The 23,503-nt window shown below is 54.3% G+C and carries 20 protein-coding genes and 1 other annotated feature; of the genes, 15 read left to right on the top strand and 5 right to left on the bottom strand.

Features of this window, described 5'->3' with window-relative positions; translation table 11 throughout:
* Nucleotides 1-72: 72 nt before the first annotated feature.
* Nucleotides 73-1,389 carry an MFS transporter gene (locus PSTEL_RS11605; protein WP_052098388.1) on the top strand — a complete coding sequence of 439 codons (1,317 nt, stop codon included), beginning with the start codon at nt 73-75 and terminating at the stop codon, nt 1,387-1,389.
* Between the two features lie 189 nt (nt 1,390-1,578).
* Here PSTEL_RS11605 and PSTEL_RS11610 read toward each other — a convergent pair whose 3' ends face one another.
* On the bottom strand, nt 1,579-2,202 hold the full coding sequence (locus PSTEL_RS11610) for a YktB family protein (protein WP_038695465.1): 624 nt from the start codon (nt 2,200-2,202) through the stop codon (nt 1,579-1,581).
* A 287-nt stretch (nt 2,203-2,489) separates the two neighbouring features.
* Here PSTEL_RS11610 and PSTEL_RS11615 point away from each other — a divergent pair, with 287 nt between their 5' ends.
* The 3 genes from PSTEL_RS11615 (at nt 2,490) to PSTEL_RS11625 (ending at nt 5,472) form a co-directional block, all read left to right on the top strand.
* Nucleotides 2,490-3,086: a hypothetical protein gene (locus tag PSTEL_RS11615; protein ID WP_038695467.1), complete on the top strand. Its 597-nt coding sequence runs from the start codon at nt 2,490-2,492 to the stop codon at nt 3,084-3,086.
* A 210-nt stretch (nt 3,087-3,296) separates the two neighbouring features.
* A complete protein-coding gene (gndA, locus tag PSTEL_RS11620) occupies nt 3,297-4,721 on the top strand; it encodes an NADP-dependent phosphogluconate dehydrogenase (RefSeq protein WP_038695469.1) in 1,425 nt (474 codons plus the stop codon).
* A 190-nt stretch (nt 4,722-4,911) separates the two neighbouring features.
* Entirely contained in the window at nt 4,912-5,472 is a 561-nt protein-coding gene (locus PSTEL_RS11625) for a shikimate kinase (RefSeq protein ID WP_052098389.1), read from the top strand.
* 11 nt (nt 5,473-5,483) lie between these two features.
* Here the strand turns inward: PSTEL_RS11625 and PSTEL_RS11630 are convergent, their stop codons facing one another.
* Nucleotides 5,484-5,795 carry a rhodanese-like domain-containing protein gene (locus PSTEL_RS11630; RefSeq protein WP_038695471.1) on the bottom strand — a complete coding sequence of 104 codons (312 nt, stop codon included), beginning with the start codon at nt 5,793-5,795 and terminating at the stop codon, nt 5,484-5,486.
* 121 nt (nt 5,796-5,916) lie between these two features.
* On the opposite strand from PSTEL_RS11630, the gene aroA reads away from it, so the two are divergent.
* The 6 genes from aroA to PSTEL_RS11660 all read left to right on the top strand — a co-directional run bounded on the left by aroA (nt 5,917) and on the right by PSTEL_RS11660 (nt 13,800).
* Entirely contained in the window at nt 5,917-7,209 is a 1,293-nt protein-coding gene (gene aroA, locus PSTEL_RS11635; protein ID WP_038695473.1) for a 3-phosphoshikimate 1-carboxyvinyltransferase, read from the top strand.
* A 51-nt stretch (nt 7,210-7,260) separates the two neighbouring features.
* The gene (locus PSTEL_RS11640; protein WP_038695475.1) at nt 7,261-7,701 is read left to right on the top strand and encodes a CoA-binding protein; all 441 of its coding nucleotides are present in this window, start codon (nt 7,261-7,263) and stop codon (nt 7,699-7,701) included.
* 266 nt (nt 7,702-7,967) lie between these two features.
* Nucleotides 7,968-9,851, top strand: a complete 1,884-nt coding sequence (locus tag PSTEL_RS11645; protein WP_038695477.1) for a glucose PTS transporter subunit IIA — start codon at nt 7,968-7,970, stop codon at nt 9,849-9,851.
* Nucleotides 9,848-11,611: a phosphoenolpyruvate--protein phosphotransferase gene (gene ptsP / locus PSTEL_RS11650; protein ID WP_038695479.1), complete on the top strand. Its 1,764-nt coding sequence runs from the start codon at nt 9,848-9,850 to the stop codon at nt 11,609-11,611. Before PSTEL_RS11645 ends, ptsP begins: the two co-directional genes overlap by 4 nt.
* Nucleotides 11,612-11,854: 243 nt before the next feature.
* Nucleotides 11,855-12,382 carry a sigma-70 family RNA polymerase sigma factor gene (locus PSTEL_RS11655; protein ID WP_038700724.1) on the top strand — a complete coding sequence of 176 codons (528 nt, stop codon included), beginning with the start codon at nt 11,855-11,857 and terminating at the stop codon, nt 12,380-12,382.
* Complete coding sequence (locus PSTEL_RS11660; protein ID WP_038695480.1) at nt 12,379-13,800, top strand: DUF4179 domain-containing protein; 1,422 nt, start codon at nt 12,379-12,381, stop codon at nt 13,798-13,800. The genes PSTEL_RS11655 and PSTEL_RS11660 overlap by 4 nt, the downstream gene beginning before the upstream one ends.
* Before the next feature lie 98 nt (nt 13,801-13,898).
* On the opposite strand, the gene PSTEL_RS11665 is transcribed toward PSTEL_RS11660, so the two are convergent.
* Complete coding sequence (locus tag PSTEL_RS11665; protein WP_038695481.1) at nt 13,899-14,426, bottom strand: type 1 glutamine amidotransferase domain-containing protein; 528 nt, start codon at nt 14,424-14,426, stop codon at nt 13,899-13,901.
* A 238-nt stretch (nt 14,427-14,664) separates the two neighbouring features.
* On the opposite strand from PSTEL_RS11665, the gene PSTEL_RS11670 reads away from it, so the two are divergent.
* The 4 genes from PSTEL_RS11670 (at nt 14,665) to PSTEL_RS11685 (ending at nt 17,489) form a co-directional block, all read left to right on the top strand.
* The gene (locus PSTEL_RS11670) at nt 14,665-15,063 is read left to right on the top strand and encodes a hypothetical protein (RefSeq protein WP_156995857.1); all 399 of its coding nucleotides are present in this window, start codon (nt 14,665-14,667) and stop codon (nt 15,061-15,063) included.
* Nucleotides 15,064-15,174: 111 nt separating this feature from the next.
* Complete coding sequence (ytxJ, locus tag PSTEL_RS11675; protein ID WP_038695485.1) at nt 15,175-15,522, top strand: bacillithiol system redox-active protein YtxJ; 348 nt, start codon at nt 15,175-15,177, stop codon at nt 15,520-15,522.
* 89 nt (nt 15,523-15,611) lie between these two features.
* On the top strand, nt 15,612-16,622 hold the full coding sequence (gene ccpA / locus PSTEL_RS11680) for a catabolite control protein A (protein WP_038695487.1): 1,011 nt from the start codon (nt 15,612-15,614) through the stop codon (nt 16,620-16,622).
* Nucleotides 16,623-16,787: 165 nt separating this feature from the next.
* Nucleotides 16,788-17,489, top strand: coding sequence for a 5'-methylthioadenosine/adenosylhomocysteine nucleosidase (locus PSTEL_RS11685; protein ID WP_038695489.1), 702 nt, complete (start codon nt 16,788-16,790; stop codon nt 17,487-17,489).
* 136 nt (nt 17,490-17,625) lie between these two features.
* Here PSTEL_RS11685 and PSTEL_RS11690 read toward each other — a convergent pair whose 3' ends face one another.
* Complete coding sequence (locus tag PSTEL_RS11690) at nt 17,626-20,586, bottom strand: transglycosylase domain-containing protein (protein ID WP_084064985.1); 2,961 nt, start codon at nt 20,584-20,586, stop codon at nt 17,626-17,628.
* Between the two features lie 136 nt (nt 20,587-20,722).
* Nucleotides 20,723-20,992 (top strand) — a binding site (T-box leader).
* A gap of 86 nt (nt 20,993-21,078) precedes the next feature.
* Between PSTEL_RS11690 and tyrS the strand changes: the two genes are divergently transcribed.
* The gene (tyrS, locus tag PSTEL_RS11695; protein ID WP_038695491.1) at nt 21,079-22,332 is read left to right on the top strand and encodes a tyrosine--tRNA ligase; all 1,254 of its coding nucleotides are present in this window, start codon (nt 21,079-21,081) and stop codon (nt 22,330-22,332) included.
* Nucleotides 22,333-22,518: 186 nt separating this feature from the next.
* On the opposite strand, the gene rpsD is transcribed toward tyrS, so the two are convergent.
* A complete protein-coding gene (gene rpsD / locus PSTEL_RS11700) occupies nt 22,519-23,118 on the bottom strand; it encodes a 30S ribosomal protein S4 (protein ID WP_038695493.1) in 600 nt (199 codons plus the stop codon).
* Between the last annotated feature and the right edge of the window lie 385 nt (nt 23,119-23,503).

Here is a 23,503-nt window from a genome sequence, read left to right on the forward strand (position 1 = left end):
CCTTTCTAAAAGTGAAGTCACAAACAAATGAAGTATAACAAAACCATGATCATAATACTAGGATGTGATGTAATGCCGCTGAATTCGAAGCCGCGCACCCATATCAACCTTGCGTCTCCGTTTATTCTTGAGATGTGGATCATCATTTTTTTGGTCGAATTCATCAAGGGATCGCTGCTCGTCGCGCTGCTGCCCGTCTATATGGAGAACGTTCTGGATCTGTCCGTGACCGTTGTCGGCGTAGCCTTCGCGCTTCAATATCTGGGCGATAATCTGTTCCGCGGCCCGTCGGGCTGGATCATGGAGCGAATCGGCTATCGCTGGACGATGACCGGGGCTCTGTTTCTGATCGCGGTCGCCGTCTGCCTGATCATCTATGCGAAGGACGCTGTCTCGCTGTCACTGGCCTGCCTGATCCTCGGTGTAGGGACCTCTCCGCTATGGCCCTGCGTCATGACCGGTGTGACTGAGCTGGCCGGCTCTACAACGAGCGGCGGAAGCGGAGCGGCGATGGGGGCGGTAGAGATGGCATCGCTGGCGGGAACCGGCATCGGTCCTATCACGGTCAACTTCCTGATGGATCACGGGCATTACAGCTATCATGCCGTATTCCTGGTGCTTCTAATCTTCGCCGCGCTCGTCATCGCCGTTGCCCTGCTGCTGCCGGCGAAGCTAGCGCATGGCGTTCATGCGGTCAGCCGGTCCGGGGAGCCGACGGAAGAGGAGAGAGTCAAGCTGAATCCGCTGCGGAGCCTCCAGCGGACGATGCGCAACGTGAGACAGTCGCTGCGGGTAAGCCGCCTGCTGTACCCAGCCTTGTTCTTACAGGCGTTCGCCATCGGCCTGATGACTCCGGTCGTGACGCTGTTCACCCGGACGGAGCTTCATCTGTCGCCGATGCAGTTCAATCTTCTGCTGATCGCAGGCGGGGGATTCACTGTCCTGGCGCTCATACCGGCCGGCAAGCTGGTGGACAAGATCGGCACGTCGGTTTTTCTGAGCACCGGATTTCTTCTGGCTGCCGTTTCACTGTCGATCTTCTCGCATGTGCGTGTGCTGTCACTCGTCTTTATAATGGTCGCGCTCGTCGGAGTCAGCTATGCGATGATCCTCCCGGCCTGGAACGCTTTCCTGGCGTCACAGGTACCCAAGGAGGAGCGAGGGACTGTCTGGGGGATATTCCTTACCCTGCAGGGCTCCGGCATGGTGTTCGGCCCTATCGTATCGGGCAAGCTATGGGATTCGGTAAGCCATAACGCGCCGTTCGTCGCCAGTGCGGCCGTCATGCTGCTGCTCTTCGTGCTTCACCGGGTCATTGTGCTGCGGACGAAGCGGAAGGCCAGCGCGTCATCCGTGCGCGCCCTGCGGACCCGTGAGGCGGACAAATAATTCAGCCGACATAGGAATGAATAGGAATCGCAAGGGATCTTCAATAAGAGCCTTTTAAAATAGTTCCCCATAAAGAGATCCTCAAAAAGAGAACCTTCAAAAAAATAACCTTCAAGCCCACATGTCAGGGGTTTGAAGGTTATTCTTGTTTCGGTCATGGAACTTCCGGCTGGTCAGCTCAGCTCTCCCTCAGAACGACATCCGGTACAGCGGCAGCAGCTTCTCGAAAGTGCTCTCCACCAGCTGAAGTAGTGCCGCTCCATCTCCAAGCACCGGATCATTCCGTTCAATCCGCAGTCCGCATGTCACTTCGGCTTTCTTAACCTCCTTCAAGCGCCGGATGAGCTCTTCGAACTGGACTCTGCCCATATCTCGATGCATCGTTCCCCGCAGGTCCAGATGATCTGTAGACCAAAAGTAATTTCCGGGCAGCTCTTTCCGGACCATATCCATATTGTCTGCAAGGGCATCGGCAAAAGCAATCTTGTTCGGGCTTTCGTAGATGATGGCAAAAACGGCGAACAAGTGCGTGCTGAACATCCCGGTCTGGAAATGGGGCAGCGCCTTGTAGCCCCTCTTCGATGGGCCCCAGGCGACCCAGGTATCGTTAGGCGGATGCACCGTACGACGGGCATGCTTGGCCACATGCGGATACATCTCCTCGCCGCAGAGTGCGGAGAGGAAGGGTGCGGTCTCTTCTCCCAGCGCGTTCAGCTTGGGCCGGACGGTGGCGATAAGGGCATCCATGCGCGGCTCAAGCCCTTCAATGGCCATGGTATCGAAATCTTGCGAGGCAAAACCTTCAAACGGCATCTCATGTCACCTCAATACAGAATGTCCCATTTTTCCATAACGACTTCACCTATCACCGAAAAAGGCGTTTGGAATCATGGGGAAGCGGGTAAAAATAGTCAATAAACCAAGTTACCGCTACATAAGCTGAAGTATAAAATAAGTGTAGGATGAACGCAAAATCCTTCTCATGCGTCGCACGGGCACTGGTCCGGCCTGGAGCTATCGCATTATGGGCTGGATTGGGCGAGCCGGACTGATCAACAAGCCGGTTAAACGATCGTCAACTTTCTAAGGGGGAGTGGGCCGTGAACAAGAATGACGAAGTGGAATACTGCAACCTGGAACTGCGGTTTGACCGGCTGCATATTCAGAACCTGATCAAGGACCTGATTCAGGAAGGCTACTCGCTCTACTGGAGCGAGAGCGACAATCTGTTTATCATCTCGGTTCGCACGGGCCGCAAACTGGTGAAGCTGCGCTTTCAGCGGATCAAGGAAGGCTACAAGCTGGTCGGCGATTATATGATCAAGGATGCGCGTCTAGCCGAGTGGATGGAGAAGCTGATCGGCGACATGCGAGGACATGCGGTTGTCAAACGTTTCCGCGACCGTCAGATTCTTATTGAGAACATTTTGTTCGGCGAGGTTATCCGGCTGGTGGAGATTTCAGGCTATCAGCAGAGAGTGCTGTATCAGAAAGGACCGCTGCTCTCTGACCAGGAATTGACCAAGATGTTCTACTCCAAGCTTGGTGAAGAGCGCATCGAGGAGCGCAAGAGGGAACTTGATGCCGAACTCGACCGTCTTAGCGACGCACTGGCACGTAAGGACGAAATTCAGGCCACTGTATCCAAGGAAAAGCTGCGGGAGCTGACTCTTGAATTATTCAGGCTGGAGTGGTAAATATAGTAGGAAGAATCAGGATTTAGGCACCTCTTGTCAAAGGGGTGTCTTCAATTTGCGAAAGCAATTATTCGTGGGGGTTCACTTCTTGCGAAAAAAAAGTTAAAATGGTTACATTGCGGGTCAAATTCCATAAAGTCTTGTTTGTCAATGAATTTGATCTCTATAGGTTTCACACAAAAACAAAGTGTGCAAAGGGTGGAGGACCAGATGGCAAAACAACAAATCGGCGTTATCGGCCTGGCTGTTATGGGCAAAAACTTGGCTCTCAACATCGAGAGCAGAGGCTTTACCGTTTCGGTATTCAACCGTTCCCCTGAGAAGACGCATGATCTTCTGGAAGAGGCGAAAGGCAAGAATCTGTTCGGCACGTTCACCGTTGAGGAGTTCGTGAATTCGCTTGAAACTCCCCGCAAAATCCTGATCATGGTTCAGGCGGGCAAAGCAACCGACGCGACGATTGAGCAGCTTATTCCTTACCTGGATCAGGGGGATATCATCATCGACGGCGGCAACGCCTACTTCCCTGATACTGTTAGACGCAACAAGGAGCTTGAAGAGAAAGGCTTCCGCTTCATCGGCACCGGCGTATCCGGCGGCGAAGAAGGCGCTCTGAAGGGACCTTCCATCATGCCGGGCGGACAGGAAAGCGCCTATGAGCTGGTTGAGCCAATTCTGACTGCTATTTCTGCCAAGGTTGACGGAGAACCCTGCTGTACATATATCGGACCGGACGGAGCGGGCCACTATGTGAAGATGGTCCACAACGGCATCGAGTACGGCGATATGCAGCTGATCTGCGAAGCCTACCAGCTTCTTAAGGATGTTGTCGGTCTGGATGAAAAAGAATTGCATGCAACGTTCGCGGAATGGAACAAGGGCGAGCTTGACAGCTACCTGATCGAAATTACACGTGACATCTTCGCGCAATATGATAAGGACACCGGCAAACCGATGGTGGACGTCATTCTCGACGCAGCCGGACAAAAGGGCACCGGCAAATGGACAAGCCAAAGCTCGCTGGATCTCGGCGTGCCGCTGTCCATGATTACCGAGTCCGTATTCTCCCGCTTCCTCTCCGCCCTGAAGGAAGAACGCGTGGAAGCCAGCAAGGTGCTGAACGGCCCGTCCGCTCCGGCATTTGCAGGCGACAAGGCCGAGTTCGTGGAGAATGTCCGCAGAGCGCTGTTCACCAGCAAAATCGTATCCTATGCACAGGGCTTCGCCCAGCTGCGCGTCGCTTCGGAAGAATACGGCTGGAACCTGAAATACGGCAGTCTCGCCAAGATCTGGCGCGGCGGCTGCATCATCCGTTCCCAGTTCCTGCAGAAGATCACGGACGCTTACGAGAACAATCCGGATCTCAAGAACCTGATGCTTGATCCGTATTTCAAGGACATTATGACGAACTATCAGGACGCATGGCGCAAGGTTGTCGCTGAAGCCATTACACGCGGTATCCCGGTTCCGGGCTTCGCAAGCGCACTGGCATACTATGACAGCTACCGCACGGAGCGTCTGCCTGCCAACCTGCTTCAGGCGCAGCGCGACTACTTCGGCGCCCATACCTTCAAACGCGTGGACAAGGAAGGCGTCTTCCACCACGACTGGATCGCCGAGGCACAGGGCGAATAATACGCTTCATCCCTGCACGTTCTTACAAGGCCCGGAATGTCCCGCAGTCAAGCGGGCTTCCGGGCTTTTTCAAAATGAATAGCAAGCAAAAGCTTCACACAGAACTGAGCGCGAACGGGAAAAAGCAAGCATTGTGCCGGGTTTTACCCATGTGTTATGATAGATCGAAAGAAGCTTGGTGGTGATAAATATGACTTCAGAGGAAGAGCGGCTTTCGGATAATCGCGGCCTTTCGGGAAATCTGATTCTGATCGGGATGATGGCAACGGGCAAGTCGGCGATAGGTACGCTGCTGGCGGAAGAGCTGGGGTACGAGATGGTCGATCTTGATGCCGAGATAGTCCGTCATGAGGGACGGAGCATACCCGAGATTTTTGCAGAGAACGGAGAAGTGTACTTCCGGACGTCCGAGAGCGACAGGCTTCGCGAGGTTCTGGAGCGGGATCGTGTGATCGTCGCTACAGGCGGCGGTGCGGTGCTGGCTGCGGCCAATGCCAATCTGATGAAAGAGAAGGGCATTGTGGTGGCGCTCAGCGCGACGGCGGAGGAGATTATCGCCAGAGTAGCAGGAGACCGGAACAGACCCCTCCTGGCCGGCAATGCGGAAGAGAATGTGAGACGAATCCTGGAGGAACGCAAGGATGCCTACAGCTTCGCGCACTGCACGGTGGATACGACGGGACTAACAGAGGATGAAGTATGTCAACGGATTTTAACGCACTACCGCGTTTTAGCTTTTAAGCATGTGTGAATCTGTGCTGCTCAAGCTTCGCCAAGCTCGTTCCAGTCAATCATACCGCCGCTGAGGTTGACGACGCCCTTGTGCCCTTGCGCTTCAAGGTACTGGCAGACCCGCTGGCTGCGGGAACCCGAGCGGCAGATGAAGATCACTTCGTCCTCCTCCGGAATATCGGACATGCGGTATGGAATTTCACCCATGGGAATGTGAAGGGCTCCGGGAATCATGCCGAGAGCGACTTCTTCATCCTCTCTGACATCGATCAGAATCAAATCTTCACCGGCCTGGATGCGCTGCTGCAGCTCCTCCGCCGAAATTTGCGGAATTTCACTCATTGTTATGACCTCTTTCCTTGACAGATTGGAAATGAGTTAATAATACCATACAAGCGGAACAGCCTGTCAAACAGAGCAGGATGAACATCCGCTTAAGTAAATGATAGAGGAGACAATAATCATGGACGTTATCGTTAGGCCAACACCGGTGTTGAACGGGGAAATCGGCGCCTTGTCCTCCAAGAACTATACGACCCGCTACCTGCTGGTAGCCGCCCTGTCCGAAGGCACCAGCACGATCTACCATCCCGCCCACAGCGAGGACAGTGATGCGATTCGCCGCTGCATCGCGGATCTTGGTGCGGAGCTTACCGAGGACGATGAGAAGATTGTCATCAAGGGTTTTGGCAGACGGCCGAAGGATATCAAGGAACTGAATGTAGGCAACGCGGGAGCGGTTCTGCGCTTTCTGATGGCGATCGCGACTTTCTGTCCGGAGGTAACATTCGTCAATACATATCCCGATTCTCTAGGCAAGCGTCCCCATGACGATCTCATTGACGCGCTCGGTCAGCTCGGCGTGGAGGTTCAGCATAACGAGGGCCGTCTGCCGATTACGATCCGGGGTGGACATCCGAAGGGCGGACGCATTACCGTCTCGGGTTCGGTCAGCTCCCAGTATTTGAGTGCGCTGCTGTTCCTGACGCCGCTGCTTGAAGAAGACAGCGAGATCATCGTGTTGAACGATCTTAAATCGAAGGTGGTCGTAGGCCAGACGCTGGAGGTGCTGGAGCAGGCGGGAATTACGATTCATGCTGCGGACGATTACATGTCGTTCAAGGTGCCGGGAAGACAGTCCTATGAAGCGAAGACCTATACGGTACAAGGCGATTACCCGGGCTCGGCGGCCGTTCTCGCCGCTGCGGCGGTGACCGAATCCGACGTCAAGATTCACCGGCTTGCCGAGAAGAGCCGCCAGGGGGAACGCGCCATAATCGATGTGCTGCGGATGATGGAAGTGCCGCTTACGCACGAGAACGGCACGGTTCACGTCAAAGGCAACAAGAAGCTGAAAGCTGTCAGTTTCGACGGAGACGCGGCAACCGATGCGGTGCTGGCCATGGTTGCGGCGGCTGTCTTTGCAGAAGGCACATCGCGCTTCTACAATGTCGAGAATTTGCGCTATAAGGAATGCGACCGCATTACGGATTATCTGGCCGAGCTTGCCAAAGCGGGCGCGAGAGTGGAAGAGAAGCGCGACGAGATCATCGTGCACGGCCTTCCGGAAGGCGTACGGGGAGGCGTGACGATCAACGCCCATTATGACCACCGTGTAATCATGGCGCTTACTGTAGTCGGTCTCCGCGCCGCAGAGCCGCTGCTGATCAAGGATGCGCATCATGTCGCCAAATCATATCCGCAGTATTTCGACCATTTACGTGCGCTCGGTGCCGATGTAGAATGGGTAAAATAGTGACGCACCAGCCGATAAACGGCGACAGAAATATTAAGGAGTGATTTGAAAATGGCATTCGAGAATCCGACCCGTGAAGAAATCGGCGATATCCTGGCTTCAGCAGGCAACATCGCCGTTGTGGGCCTGTCAGACAAATCCGACCGCACCTCTTACATGGTCGCTTATGCCATGCAGCTGAAGGGGTACCGGATTATCCCGGTTAACCCGCTTGTGGACGACGATATTCTTGGCGAGAAGTGCTACCACTCGCTGGCCGAGATACCAGAGCCGGTCGACATCGTGGATGTATTCCGCCGGAGCGAATTCTGCCCCGAGGTGGCGCGTGAGGCGGCTGCCATCGGCGCTAAGGTGCTGTGGCTGCAGCAGGGTGTTATCAGTCAGGAGGCGGCCGAAATCGCCCAGGAGGCCGGAATGACGGTTATTATGGACCGCTGCATCAAGGTCGAGGAAGCCATTACGATGCGGGACCGTACCCGGAGCCCGAAATAATAGCCGATTTCTTGAGAAGAGATAAGGCAATGGCTAGAAACGTCCTGCCGGGATGGCAGGACGTTTCTTCTTGTCCGCCGGGCGACGCTGCAAGGATGGATGCAAGGGGCGTTACATAAGACTGACAGCTGCGGGACATGGCGGGAGCAACCCGGGAGCCTGTATGCCCTGCCTTAGTGCCTCTGTGACAAGACTCCTTCCAATTGCTTTGACAAAACGGACAGCAGGCCGTACCATTCAATATAGTATGAAAGGAGAGATAAGTCTTGAACTGGCTTGGATCACTGCAGCAGCTGGGCAGAGCCATAATGCTCCCTACCATGGTGCTCCCGGCGGCCGCCATCCTGCTAAGCCTGGGAAGCCTCCCCTGGTCCTCTTGGGGTATGGCGCCGGTTGCGGAAGTGGCGACTTATGCGGGACAGGGAATCTTTTTTTACATGCCCTATCTGTTCGCGGTAGGTGTGGCATGGGGCCTGTCCAATCAGGCCGGGCCCGCAGGTCTTGCGGCGCTGGCCGGAATGTTCACCTATGACCGGATTGTGATGAAGCTGGGCGACGGATCTCTCCAGCCAGCCACATTAATCGGCGTTCTGCTCGGGATAGTCGCGGGTATAGCGCATAACCGGTTTAAGCATATCAAGCTTCCCGAGGCGATCCAGTTTTTTGGAGGATCGCGTTTTGTGCTGCTGTTCATGGGCCTCTTCTCCGCGGTCTTCGCGAGCGTCATGCTCGGCATCTCGCCGCATATCCAGAGCGGACTCGACAGCCTGCTGAGCCTCGTGGATACGACTGGGGGCTTCGGCCTCTTTCTGTATGGGGTGCTGAACCGGGTGCTGACCGCCTTCGGGCTGCATCATATTTTGAACAATGTGTTCTGGTTTCAATTGGGAAGCTATAAGACACCAGACGGCTCCATCATTCAGGGCGATTTGCCCCGGTTCTTTGCCGGAGATCCGACGGCTGGGAGCTTCATGGCCGGGCTGTTCCCGATCATGATGTTCGCTCTTCCCGCGATCGCTTTCGCCATTATTCATGAGGCGCGTGAGGATCTGAAGCCACAGGTCAAAAAAACGTTCATGAGGGCGGCTCTAGTCTGCTTCCTGACCGGCGTGTCGGAGCAGATCGAGTTCGCTTTTCTGTTCGCTTCGCCCTACTTGTTCGCCGTGCATACCGTGATGGCGGGTCTGGCTATGACGCTGACTTACGAGCTCGGCATTTACCACGGCTTCTCCTATTCGGCCGGCTTTATCGACTTCATTCTGAACCTTCATCTGGCCCGGCGCGCCTGGCTGCTGATACCGATCGGCATCGTTTACGGCATAGTCTACTACAATCTCTTCCGGTGGGCTATCCGCCGGTTCCAAATTCCGACGCCGGGGCGCGAGGAAGGATCAGAGCTTGGAGACTGGGCGGGGAACATTCCTTACCAGGCCCCTCTGATCCTCCAGGCCCTCGGAGGCAAGGAGAACATCGTGCAGGTGCAGGCGTGCATCACTCGCCTGAGACTAACCGTCAGAAACGACCGCGAAGTGGACACCGGCGCGCTCAAAAGCCTGGGCTCGGCCGGCATTATCAAGCTTGGCGGCGGCAATGTGCAGGTAGTCTTCGGCACCTATTCCGAGCTGATCCGGGAAGAGATCGACAAGCTCATGCTGCGCGATCTGCCGCAGGTGCTGTTCAGTGCGCCCATGCAGGGGCGGATGCTGCCCATCGAAGAAGTGCCGGATCATATTTTTGCCCAGAAGCTGGTTGGTGACGGCGTTGCGTTCATTCCGGAGAAAGGCGAGCTTGTCTCCCCTGTATTCGGCAAGGTCATGCATATTTATCCGACGATGCATGCCATCGGCATCTCCACGCCCGAAGGTCTTGAGGTTCTGATGCACATCGGTATCGATACCTCGCAATTGAAAGGCCCCTTCGAAGCGGAGGTCAAGGAGGGGGACGGCGTTGAGCCTGGTCAGCTTCTGATCCGGTTCGACCTGGAGTATCTGAAAGAGCATGCGGCCTCGCTGGCAACTCCGATGGTCATAACGAATCCCGAGCGGGTCAAATCCTGGAGCTACGCTCCGTTCAAGTCGGTCAAAAAAGGACAGTCGTCGGTCATGTCCGTCGTGCTGCATGAAAGCAATGTTGGGGGAGTGGAATCATGATACAAGGTATAGGCGCCTCAGCGGGTGTGGCCATCGGAAAGGCCTTCGTTCTGCCGAACTGGGAATGGAGCATGCCGGAGACGCAGGTCAATCCGGTAGATCTGGCAAAAGAATTCGAGCGTTTATATGAAGGCATCAAGACCTCCAAAGATGAGATCGAGTACATTAAGCGCGAATTCCGTGAGGTGGTTGGCCCCGAGGAGTCGAGTATTTTTGACGCCCATCTGGCGATACTGGACGATCCGGTGTTCATGAGCGAGATCCGCGGCATTATTGAGCGGCAGTACAAGGCGGCGGAGGTGGCCGTCAAGGAAGCTATCGATCACTTTGTCGCGATGTTCGACCTCCTTGACGACGAATACATGAAGGAACGGGCGGTCGATATCAAGGATGTCGGCAACCGTCTGCTGAAGCATCTGCTCGGAGCGCCCGAGGTTACGCTGCCCTCCGACACGCAGCCGTATATTTTGGTCGCCAAGGAGCTGTCGCCTTCCCAGCTTGCCCATCTGAATCCGGCCTACGTGCTCGGGATTGTCACCATGATGGGCGGCAAAACATCGCATTCCTCCATCATGGCCCGCGCTCTCGGGATTCCGCTCATAGCGGGACTTGAGAACAAGCTTCAGACTCCGGTTCAGACGGGTGATTTCCTGATTATCGACGGAGACAACGGCTATCTCATCATCAGTCCGGATGAAGCAACCGCCGAGCATTACCGGGTTGTCCGCGACAGACAGCGGGAGAAGCGGGAACAGCTTGAACTGCTGGCTTCGGTGGACGCCATGACCCGGGACGGTGTGAGAATGAGGCTGGCGGGCAATATCAGCTCCGTGAAGGAGCTGGATATGGCGCTCAAGTACGGAGCCGAAGGCGTCGGTCTCTTCCGGACGGAATTTCTGTACATGGACCGGCAGAGCTTCCCTACGGAGGATGAACAGTATGAGGTCTACAGGCTTGTTGCGGAAAAGGTAGGAGAGCATCCTGTCGTCATCCGGACGCTGGATATCGGCGGTGACAAGCACCTGGATTACTTCCAGCTGCCGGAGGAGCAAAATCCGTTCCTCGGTTACCGGGCCATTCGGATCTGCCTGGACCGCAAGGACATGTTCCAGACGCAGCTTGCGGCTATCCTGCGGGCCAGCGCGCACGGCAGCATCAAAATGATGCTGCCCATGATCTCCTCGGTCGAGGAGGTCAGAGAGGCCAAAGCGGTGCTTCAGGAAGTGAAAAAAGATCTTGACCAACGCGGCATTCCTTATAACCGGGACATGCAAGTTGGCATCATGATCGAGGTTCCCGCAGCGGTTATGATCGCCGATCTGCTGGCGGAGGAGGTCGACTTCTTCAGCATCGGCACGAATGATCTCGTGCAGTACGTGCTGGCGGTCGACCGGATGAACGAGCAGATCGCCCATATGTATCATCCGTATCATCCGGCTGTGTTGCGGATGATACGGATGACGGTCGAAGCCGCACATGCGGCGGGCATTGGCGTCAGCGTCTGCGGGGAGCTGGCCGGCGATGAGCGGTCGCTTCCGATTTGGCTGGAGCTCGGCGTCAGCGACCTCAGCATGTCGCCTCAGGCGCTGCTGCGCATGAAGCACCGGACGCTTAATACCGAGGCTGCCAAGGCAAGAGAGGTCGCGCGGCTCTGCTTCACTAGCCGTGAAAGCGGGGAGAACGAGCAGCGGCTTACTCACTTCCTCGAGCAAGCTGTTATGGAGAAAGTATTCAAGCAGGATGGAGTAGAACCGGCTTAAGCTGGGTTCCTGCCTCGCTGAGCAGGCTTGGACAGGCTGTATCGTTTTTATGACATCATCAATCATATCTCATCCGAAGAGAAGGCCGCTCATGCTGGAGCGGTCTTTTCTGGTATAGAGCGGAAATTTCAGCATTGATCCAAAAAAGTAAAACCGTTTGGAGCTCCAGGAAGTCATAACGGATGTAAGGCTCGGTAGAGCCTGCCATCCGGATATAGAGGGGGGAGGAGGATGGGACTGGATATGAACTTTGAACAGAGGGACCTCGCCACAGCCGATGACGATACAGAGGAAGAGCGATTCTTTCGGCAGGTTGCAGAGCAGAAACGGATATTGTACGGAATTGCTTACAGCTATCTCCGTAACGAGGCCGATGCGCTCGAAATGCTGCAGGAGGCTACCTGCAGAGCATGGATTAAACGCGGCAGCCTGAAGGATAGCGGCCGGTTCGCTCCTTGGATCATCCGCATTCTCATTAACTGCTGCAACGATGAACTGAAGCGCCGAAGCCGCATAGTGCCGTCCGGGCAAGAGGTTGAAGATTCGGGCTCCACCGTCATGACCAGTGACCGGAAGCTGGATATGGAGCGGGCACTGGACGCCGTCAAGCCCAAATACCGTCAGGTGCTTGTCCTGAAATATTATCGGGACTTAACGATTCCGGAAATCGCGGAAATTCTGGACAGACCGGAGGGAACGGTCAAAACCTGGATGAACAAAGGGTTGAAGCAGTTAAGGGAGCATATGAGAAGAAAGGGGGAGTACAGATGACGCCGGAACGCGAGGAAGAGAGGGCGCTTCGGGCCTATTTTACCGAGGTGGAGATCGGGTCTGAGGAACAGGCGGTTCCGGACTGGAAGCTGGATGAAGCCGTTCGTGCAGGGATTGAGCGGGGAAGACAAAGCAGGCTACCGTCTCTACGATGGCGCGCGGGGATTGCCATAGCAGCTGCTGCTCTGCTTGTGCTTGTACTGCTCCCATGGCTGACCGGTCTCGTGGACCAGAAGGTACCTGCAAGAAAGCCGCTGATGAACTGGGGAGACCTTGAGCCCTTCCGGGAGATTCTCAAGAATCAGATTTCACCCAAAACGGCGCTGGATTACGGGGAGGTGTACCGGATTGGCGCTGAGAGCGGGGAGAAGAATGGATACCGGTTCAAGGTGGATGCCGTCATTGCAGACCAGCGGGGCATGTTCGTTCTGTATACCACAGAGAATCATAATGACCAGAAAGCGCAAATCGCCGGTTTTGTGCTCAAGGATCAGGGTACAGGCAAGAGCATCTATGCGAGTTATTCGAGTTGGGGAGATATGGAGAGCGGCAAGGGAACGGCTCGACACATCATCCAGGTCACTTGGGACCGGGCGGTGCAGAAGATTCCGGCAAGTGTGACTGCGACGCTGACGATGACGGAGAACAGCCCGGAGGCTCTGACTTCAAGCAGTATGAAATACCGGACCGAGCTTGTGACGAGCTTCCGGCTTGACGGTTCAGGTGCTGTCCAGGAAGGCGAGGACATTCCAATTAACAGCTCGATGGTAATTGGCGGTCAGGAAATTTTTCTGTCCAAGGCGTATATCGGCCCGACCGGAATTTACGTCGATTATGATTACAAGGATAGCAACTCCATGAAGATCTTCGGGCTGATCTCGCCTGTCATTCTTTCTGAGAAGGATGGGGAGGCTACCGAGCTTGCCTCCTGGTTGTCTTACGGTGGGGATATCGTAACCGGAACGATGGTGTTCAGCAACGACAACGGAAATGAGCGCGGCCCGCTTACGCTGACCGTAGATGGCATTCAAGCACTGGACAAAGGACGTCTGTCGCTCGTGGTTGATACGGAGAAGAAGGAAATCCTGAAGGCGCCCGATAGCAAACTCAAGTTCTCGGAGGTCCCTGCCGCGAAGGGACAAATGGTTCTGAGCTATTCGGAGCCGGGCACTTCCGGCGGTAATAACCCCTGGTACAGCTTAAGTCTCGACGGTGACTATATGGACGGTAAAGGAGAGAAGCACAAACTGGATAGCTCGCATTCGGAAGTGACGCACCGGGAAGATGCAGATGGCCGAACAGCCGATTACTATATCAATTTGGGAGCGCCGTCCGAAGATCTTCCACAGCCTCTGACCTTTACGCTTGACAGTTATCCGAGTCCGGTTCTGGAGCATAAGTCGCTGCGCATCCGCTAGATTTCTTTCCCACTAAATATTTCTGTCTCTATAGCTGCAAAAAGAAAACCTCCGCATGTCCGCGTCGATATGACGCTTCATAGCGGAGGTTTCGTCATTTAAGATTCTCCGGCGAGTGTGTCACAGAACGCTTTGCCGTAAGGAGGAAGGTCGGGCGGACGCCGGGCCGAGATGATATGGCCGTCCGTGACGACCGGCTCGTCCTTCCAGATCGCTCCCGCATTCTCCATATCGTCGCGTATACCCGGCGTGGAGGTCACAGTGACGCCATCCAGAATTTTGGCGGAAATCAGAACCCAGCCGGCGTGGCAGATTTGCCCGATCGGCTTCTTGGCCTCGTTAAATTCCCGGATCAGCTCCAGCACCTTGGGGTATCGGCGGATCTTGTCCGGAGCCCAGCCTCCCGGAACAAGGATGCCGTCATAATCGGACGCATTCAGTTCATTCCAGGAGTATTCCGAAACGGCGGGTACGCCGTATTTACCGACATAGGTTTTATTCTTCTCAAGTCCGGCCAAGTGGACCTCGGCCCCTTCTTCTCTCACCCGGTAGACAGGATACCAGAGCTCCAGATCCTCAAATTCATCGTCTACCAATGCAATTACTTTTTTACCCGCGAGTCTCAAATCACTAGCAGCTCCCTTCGTAGGCGTTATCCCGGCTATTTTATCAAATTTAAAATTTATTGTCACTTAACGTGTGAAAAAGAAATACATATTTGGTAATTAAAACACAAGATGCAAATCGAAAGGATTTATCCAGGCCGCGGCGAATATAAAAGAATGATTGCGAAAAATCCGTATTGAGGTGCTTGCCATGACTCGAATTGTTCCACTACAACAAACCTGCCGCTGCGGCGGTGAGATGATTATACATATGCATACCCTGATCTACAAAGCCCGTGTCAAAATCGAGAAAGTCCCAGTCTTTATGTGTCAATCCTGCTTCTCCTACGAACCGCATCCGGCGGTCAAAGCCGATCTTGCCGCACTTCTGGCAGAGCTGGGCGAATTTCCCGGAAGAAGACGTATTTCCTTTGCGGAAAGAAATGAGTGGGCGTACGTGCTGAACTCTACCTTCCAAGGCTATACCGGTGAGGAGCGTGATTTGGAGCCTGCGGTACGCCAGGCGGTTGCGGAGCGGATTGATCTTCTTCTTGATTTACTCCGCGTTGCATCGGAATTATCGGATAAGAAATGGATGGAGGAGATCGAGAGCAGGCTGCTCGGGCTTGTTCCACACTATAAAACCGGAGTGTATTGAAATTTTTTTCTGTAACTCAATGAAAAACTTTCAGAAATGTTGGATTTTTTCGTCGTTTTTTGATACCATAAAGAAAGAGGTTACATTTCTCGCACAAGGGGATGGAAACTTATGGCACAACTGATCAAACTCGGCTCCACCCCGGAACTGGCGGAGGCTCTTGCCCTTTCGGAAGATCAGCCCCTGCTGATCTTCAAGCACAGTACACGCTGTCCGATCAGCGCCGGAGCTTATGAACAGATGCAGTCTTACCTTCGCGGCGAACCTGAAGAACCCGTAACGTATGCTTTAATCGACGTCATTGAGTCTCGGGACGTATCAGGCGAAGTAGCGGCGAAATTGGGGATTGAGCACCAGTCGCCCCAAGCGATCCTTGTCAAAAACGGTAAAGCGGTATGGAACACGTCCCATTCCCGGATAACGGAAACGGCTTTGAAAGAAGTTCTGAATGGAAATTGAAGCGTTATCATTGCACAAAAGTACAAATTATCGTATCATGATTTTAATTCGATCGAAACGATAAAATTTATCGCAATGGAGAGAGTAATTTGACTGTAACCATTTACGATGTAGCGCGTGAAGCAGGCGTATCCATGGCAACGGTATCACGGGTGGTTAACAATAACCCCAACGTGAAGCCGCAGACTCGAAAGAAGGTTTATGAGGCGATTGAGCGTTTGGGCTATCGTCCCAACGCGGTGGCAAGAGGTCTTGCCAGCAAGAAGACGACGACTGTCGGCGTGGTTATTCCCGACATATCGAATTCGATCTTCGCCGAAATCGCCCGCGGTATCGAAGATATCGCGAATATGTATCATTATAATATTATTTTGTGTAACGCCGACAAGCGCAAGGAGAAGGAAATCCGCGTTATCAACACTCTGCTCGAGAAGCAGGTGGACGGGCTCCTCTTCATGGGCGGAACCGTTACGGAAGAGCATATTCTGGCCTTCCAGACGTCGGCCGTTCCGATCGTGCTCTGCGCGACGAGCGATGAGAAGGGAACCTATCCTTCGGTTGACATCGATCACGAAGCTGCGGCGTTTGATGCCGTCAACACGCTGATCCGTCACGGCCACCGCGACATCGCTATGATCAGCGGCACGCTGCAGGACCCGGCTAATGGCTTCTCCCGGTTCCAGGGCTACAAGCGGGCGCTGGAGACCGCTGGCATCGAGTATCAGGAGGATCTGGTCCGTATCGGCAATTACCGTTATGAATCCGGCGTGGAAGCCATGAAGTACTTCCTCGGTCTTAAGAAGAAGCCGACGGCTATCTTCGCAGCGACCGATGAAATGGCGATCGGCGCGATCCACAGCATTCAGGACGAAGGCCTGAAGGTTCCGGACGATTTCTCGATCATCAGTGTCGACAATATCCGTATGGCTTCCATGGTACGGCCGCTGCTGACCACGGTTGCCCAGCCGATGTATGACCTTGGCGCTGTCGCCATGCGGCTTTTGACGAAGCTGATGAAGAAGGAGACCGTAGAGAATCCGCGTGTCATTCTTCCGCATGAGACGATTCTGCGTCTCTCTGTCAGTCATGTGAACGAATAATTGGACGATTGTATAATTCGGACCTCATCCCTATGGGAACGGCCGGCGATCTGCCGGACGGAATGTTTGAAGCCGACGTAAAGAGCCCCGTCTTGGGGCTTTTTGCGTTTGTACATCTAACTATGTCTGCTATACATATGAAACTCTAGGAGAAGGAGGCGGCTTATGAAACCGGTTATCGGCATTATCGGAGCGATGGATGAAGAAATCAAGCGGCTGCTGAAAGATATGGAGCATAGCGAAGCGGAGATTCACGCGGGGATCACGTTCTATAAAGGGACGATTGGAGGACATTCAGTCGTCGTTACCAAATGCGGCGTCGGCAAAGTCAATGCAGCGGTCGCCACGCAGATTTTGATTCAGCAATGCGGAGCCGCGAAGGTCGTATTTACCGGCGTGGCAGGCGCGCTGCACCCGGAGCTTGACGTAGGCGATATTGTCATATCGTCGGAATGCATGCAGCATGATATGGATGTGACAGCGCTGGGCTACGCTCCGGGCGTCATTCCCTATCAGGACACTTCCGTGTTTCCAGCCGATCCGGAGCTTGTCCGAATCGCCGGCAAGGTATGCTTGGAACGGGAGGTCCGGTATGTGACAGGCCGAGTCCTGTCGGGCGACCGGTTTGTTGCGAATCACGAGCTTGTCGCTTGGCTCAGAGAAGAGATGAACGGAGCTTGTGCGGAGATGGAGGGAGCGGCTCTGGCCCAGGCCTGTTATATGAACGGTGTTCCGTACGTGGTTATCCGGGCAATGTCCGACAAAGCGGACGGATCGGCGGATGTTAGTTATACTGAATTCACCGAAACGGCTTCAAGGCTGTCCCACGAGATTGTCATCGGCATACTGGGGGAACTGGAGAAGTAGAGATTCGGGGCATCTTCAAAAAAAGACGGCTGACTCATCGCCCGGTTGGGCGACGGTCAGCCGTCTTTGCTTATGGATGATGTGAGTTCTAGACTTCATCATCTCCGTTCTACAGTTGGTGCAGCCGGTTCACGTTTTAATTGCCGGTCCCTGTCTGCGTACCCTCCTGGGTGGCGGGGCTTCCGGTTCCCGTCCCGGCATCAGTTCCGGCTCCAGCGTTGGTTCCGGTCCCGTCGGTACCGCCTGTTCCGGGGGGCGCAGGGCTAGGCGTCACAATGATCGTTCCTGGGCTCTCCGTGCTCTGCGGATCGACCGGAAGACCAGGAAAGACACCAGGCTGCTCGCCGGTCTCGCCGGGAGACGGGGTCTGCATAGGCTCCGCAGAAGGGGAAGGCTCGGGAGTCGAATAGCCGCCGCCCACAGAGGCGGAAGGCGTCTCTTTCCCGGCAACATCGACCGCTGTAACGTAGAACACTGGCGATTCACTCTCCGGCGTTCCGGGTGTGAATGATGTGCCTTCACCGGATGTCAGTACACCAACCTTTTGGAATGCTCCGCCGCGAAGCGACCGGTATAACCGGTAGCCCACGACGTCGGCTGACGGGCTTTTGCCGAAGGAGATTACCGCTTTGCCGTTCTTGTAGATCAATGCTACATTTTGCGGCGAAGCAGGGGCGGCGCCGTCGTCCTGGCGCGGATCAACTTCGGTCGGAACATCGGATTTGGCGTCCTCAGGCAAATAGTATTCCAGTGACTCATGATCCTTCATTGACGGGAAGGCCGCTTGCAGCTCTTTGATCAGCTGATCAATCGGCTTCTCTCTGGCGACGACGATTTTGGAGCTGAGGAAATCTTCGGGCGTTCCCTCGCGAGGGATGTAGTTAACCCCTCCGTACGTGATGTATTTGGCCCGTGTGATTCCGTCGTCACTGTCTTTCGGCACATACTTGGCATTGAAAATATCGGTCGTGAACTTGTCGGTCAGCGAGGTCGGCTGCTTGCCGCTGTACGCCGATACCGTATCCTTGACAATGCCCTCCGGCTGATCGAATTTCTTGGTTGTGAACAACTCGGGATTCTTATCAACCACAGCGTTCATTACCTTTGCCCATAACGTCTGGGCCTGCTTGCGCTGAGTCTTGCCCTCGAGCGTGTTGATCTGCTCCTTATATCCGACCCACATGCCAAGCGTGACATCCGGAGAATAGCCCATAAACCACACATCGGCGTAGTTCTGGGTCGTTCCGGTCTTGCCAACGATGGGAGCATCTTTAAAGTGCTTATAGTTGCTCTTGACCGTGCTTCCCGTTCCATCGGATATGACAGTTCGCAGCATGTCGGTCATCAAATAAGCGGTCTGCACGGAGAACACCCGCTGCGGGCTGGCCTTGTGCTGATAGACGATTTTGCCCTGGGCGTCCACAATCTTCTCGATCATATACGCATCATTGAATTCGCCCTTGTTTCCGATGGCTGAGTACGCATTGGTAAGATCCTCAACGGTTACGCCGTATTTCAGGCCGCCGAGAACGCCTGTCTGCGCGCTGTAGTCCTCGTCCTGGATCGTCGAGATGCCAAGTTTCTTGGCAAAGGCCCACGCATCCTTGATTCCTACCTTCTCGTCGAACAGCTTGAGCGCGGGAAGATTCAGCGAATTGTTGAGCGCATATCTTGCCGTTACCAGTCCCTGATACCGGTTATTCGAGTTCTTCGGAATATGGAAGCCTTTGGAGCCGTCCTTCAAAATAATCGGAGCGTCGTCCAGTATGCTGGCGGGCTGGATAATTCCAGACTCCAGAGCCGGCAAATATGCAGCAATGGGCTTCATCGTGGAGCCAGGCTGGCGCACCATCTGGGTGGCATAGTTCATGCTCTCGATGTTGTAGTCACGGCCTTCAATCATCCCCAGAATTGCGCCGGTCTTGTTCTCGATCATGATGCCGGCGGTCTGCTCCAGACCTTTCTTCTTGCTCTCCTTCGTGAAATTGCTGCTGTCGTCAGAGATGCTGTGCATGGCGCTGTATACTTTTTTGTCAATCGTGGTATACACGCGGTACCCGCCTGTCAGCAGCTGCTGACGCGCATTTTCAAGCTGGGCTGAGCTGGTTTCGCCCTCCTGTCCCTTGTTCAGCTTAAGCAGGATTCCAGCCGCTTGCCGCTCCGTCTCCATCATAAGATAAGGATAAGTGACATAGGCTTTCTTCGTATGCGGGGCAAGCGATTTCTTGATGTCAAAGGCCAATGCCTGCTGATACTCGGACGCGCTGATTTTGCTCTCCTCCAGCATGCGGCGTAGTACGAGATGCTGCCGGTCGATCGCGCGGCCGAATGCGGCCTCATTAAATTCCCCGTATCCGTTGAATGCGGAGTAGCTGGACGGAAGCTGGGGGAGACCCGCCAGATAAGCCGCCTGCGCAATATTCAGCTTGTTGAGGTCGCTGACACCAAAGATGCCTTTGGCGGCGGCCTTGATCCCATATACATTGTATCCGTTCGAACCGTTGCCGAAAGGAACCTTGTTGAGATAGGCTGTTAATATTTCGTTCTTGCTTAAAAATCGTTCCAGTCGCAGCGACAGCAAAATTTCTTTCACCTTGCGGTCGTCCGTCTTGTCCAGACTCAGGAAGACGCGTCTGGCAAGCTGCTGGGTCAGGGTGCTGCCGCCGGTCTGAACGGATTCGTTCAGCAGTTTCTGCTTAACGGCGCGCAACGTGCCGCTGACGTCTACACCATGATGTTCATAGAACCGGTTATCTTCAATGGCGAGAACGGCGTCTATGATCGATTGGGGGATATCCTTGAAGGCGACGAGCCTTCGGTCCTCATCAGTTCGGAGCTGGCCGATCGGCGTGCCGTCCCGGAAGTAGGCGAAGCCGGTTACATCATTCTGGCTGATTTCTTCCTGAATCGTCAGCTCGGACCGGACGGGCTCATCCTTCACGATGGACGCAATAAAGCCGCCCACGGCGCCGCCGGCGAAGAGCGCGGCCATAACGCCCAGGATGAACATCCATTTGATGACGGAGCCGATTCGGCGAAGCCAGGATCTGCGCGGCCGAATGTCCTCCGCCACTTTCTTCATATTATCTTGAGCCATCGACATCCTCCTTTTACCGGAATTATTATAGCACAAAATGGCGATTTTGAATGCGCATGTAGGATGAAGGGGGAGGGGAACGAAATTTGACATATTGAAGGAGCTTATGCTATAAATGAAGTCAATTGGATATTTCACAAAGGCGTAGAAGGACAGAAGTAGCAGAGAATCCCGTTACCTCAGAGAGCTGGTGGTAGGTGCGAACCGGCGGCGGAGCTCTAGCGAATTACGGTCCGGAGCCGTCCGGGGGAACATTGGGGAGCGTGGCTTCTTCAATTAGTAGTTCGGCACCGGGATTAACATTCCCGTTATGGCAATGAAGTGAAAGCTGTGCAGGCCGGCTAAGCGTAGTAGGGTCGACGGTTTTAATTAGGGTGGTACCGCGAGTCTCTTTCTCGTCCCTTGGGATGCGAAAGAGGCTTTTTTGCGTGAATTTGCATGAATGGTGTAAATCCAGAGATTCAAGAAACAGACGAGAAGGGGTTGCCGAAGATGAAATGGGAAGAATTGTCGCCGGAGCAGCAGTGTGAAGTCGAGCGCCAACTGGAGATTATCGCGCGCGGTGTCGTGGAGATTGTGCCGGAAGAGGAATTGAAAAGTAAAATTATGAAATCGGTTGTGACGGGAACGCCGCTTAACGTGAAGCTTGGCCTCGATCCGTCCGCTCCCGACATTCATGTGGGACATACGGTTGTCATGCATAAGCTGCGGCAATTCCAGGAGCTGGGCCATCAGGTTCAGCTTATTATCGGAGACTTCACAGGCCGGATCGGCGACCCGACGGGCAAATCGGAGACGCGCAAGCAGCTGACCGAGGAAGACGTGATGCGCAATGCCGAGACATACAAGAAGCAGCTTCATAAAATTCTGGACCCGGAGAAGACGAAAGTCTTCTACAATTCCGAATGGCTCGGTCCGATGACCTTCGCCGATGTAGTGGGTCTGTCGGCCAAGGTGACGGTTGCCCGCATGCTGGAGCGGGACGACTTCACCAAGCGCTACCAGAACGGCCTGCCGATCAGCATTCATGAATTCTTCTATCCGCTGATGCAGGGCATGGACTCCGTGGCGCTGAAGACTGACGTGGAGCTCGGCGGCACGGACCAGAAGTTCAATTTGCTGATGGGACGGACGCTTCAGAAGGAATACGGTGTTGATACACAGGCAGCCATCATGACCCCGCTGCTTGAAGGTCTGGACGGCGTTCAGAAGATGAGCAAGAGCCTTGGCAACTACATCGGAATCGATGAGGAGCCTAATGAAATCTACGGCAAGGCGATGTCGGTTCCCGACGAGCTGATGCTGAAATACTACTCGCTGGCTACCGATATTACCAACGATGGCTTGAAGGAGCTTGAAGAAGGACTGGCTTCCGGCGCGGTTCACCCGCGTGACGCCAAAATGCGGCTGGCGCATACATTCGTCAGAATGTATCATGGCCAGGAGGCTGCGGATGCCGCTCAGCAGCATTTCATTACGGTATTCCAGCAGCGGGCGCTGCCGGAGGATATCGAAACAATTGCGATTCCGGCAGAGGAACTGACGGACGGAGCCATCCGTCTGACGAAGCTGCTGCAGGTTATCGGGTTCGCTGCTTCAGGCGGCGAAGCCAAGCGCAGTGTTCAGCAGGGAGCGGTTAAGCTGAACGAAGAGAAGCTGGCCGATCCTAACGCGGATGTTAAACTGCAGGACGGGGATATTATCCAGGTCGGCAAGCGGAAATTCGCGAAGCTGACGCTGAGCTAAGAACGTCGGCCCGGTAAGCGGAAGAGATATATAAAAATACGGCGGGCCCTCTGATGAAGGGCCTGCCGTTTATTTATCCCATAGAGCCGAAGAAGGCGAGAGGGACGACGCCTATTTACTCATCTAATCAACAAGAAGCCTCCGGAATAATCCGGAGGCTTCTGTATACACTCGGTAAGTTAAAGATTAACGGTTGTAGAATTCGACGATCTGCTTCTCGTCGATATCCTGGGAGAGCTCGGCGCGTTCCGGCAGACGGATGAACTTGCCTTCCACTGCGGAATCGGAGTATTCCAGGTATGCCGGCAGATGCGTGCGGTTAGCCAGAGCTTCCTTGATGGAAGTCAGGGCACGGCTTCTTTCACGAAGGCCGATCACGTCGCCCGTGCTTACACGGTAAGAAGCGATGTCGACTTTCTTGCCGTTAACCGTAACGTGTCCGTGGGAAACCAGCTGACGTGCGCCGGCGCGGGAATTAGCGAATCCCAGACGGTATACGAGGTTGTCCAGACGGCTTTCGAGCAGGAACATGAAGTTCTCGCCCGCGATACCTTGCATGCTGTGCGCTTTGTGGAACAGAGTGCGGAACTGTTTCTCGCCCAAGCCGTACATATGACGAAGCTTCTGCTTCTCGAGCAGCTGCATGCCATAGTTGCTGACCTTTCTGCGTTGGTTAGCGCCGTGTTGTCCAGGAGGGAAAGGGCGCTTCAGGTCTTTGCCAGTTCCGCTCAGGGAAATGCCCAGACGGCGGCTGAGTTTGAATTTAGGTCCGGTGTAACGTGCCATGTTATAGTAGACTCCTTTTTAATTGTAATTTCAGCAGGGCTCTATTTGCGCCGCTGTTCGTTAGAAGCGGTTCGCCGAATGGCTCCGCACTGCAAGGGAAAGTTCAGCCGCTGCCCCATGCAGACGAAAAGCGTGAGGGTGACACAACGTTACGCCCAATTGGAAGACTTGTTACAGTCTTGTTCAACAATAAATATTATATGAAAAAGCCTATCCAAGTCAAGCCTGCTTTCAGAACTTTATGATTTATATAACTTTTAGTTCTTTTGGCCTAAAAAATCTTCTTTTACAGCCGAAAAAATGATGCAATAGAAACGGAAAGAGAGTAAAATAGTGTTAATTGCTAGAGCAGCGGATTTCATTCAGGATGAAAAGGAGACCCGTC

This window comes from Paenibacillus stellifer (assembly GCF_000758685.1).
GTDB classification, from domain to species: domain Bacteria; phylum Bacillota; class Bacilli; order Paenibacillales; family Paenibacillaceae; genus Paenibacillus_AQ; species Paenibacillus_AQ stellifer.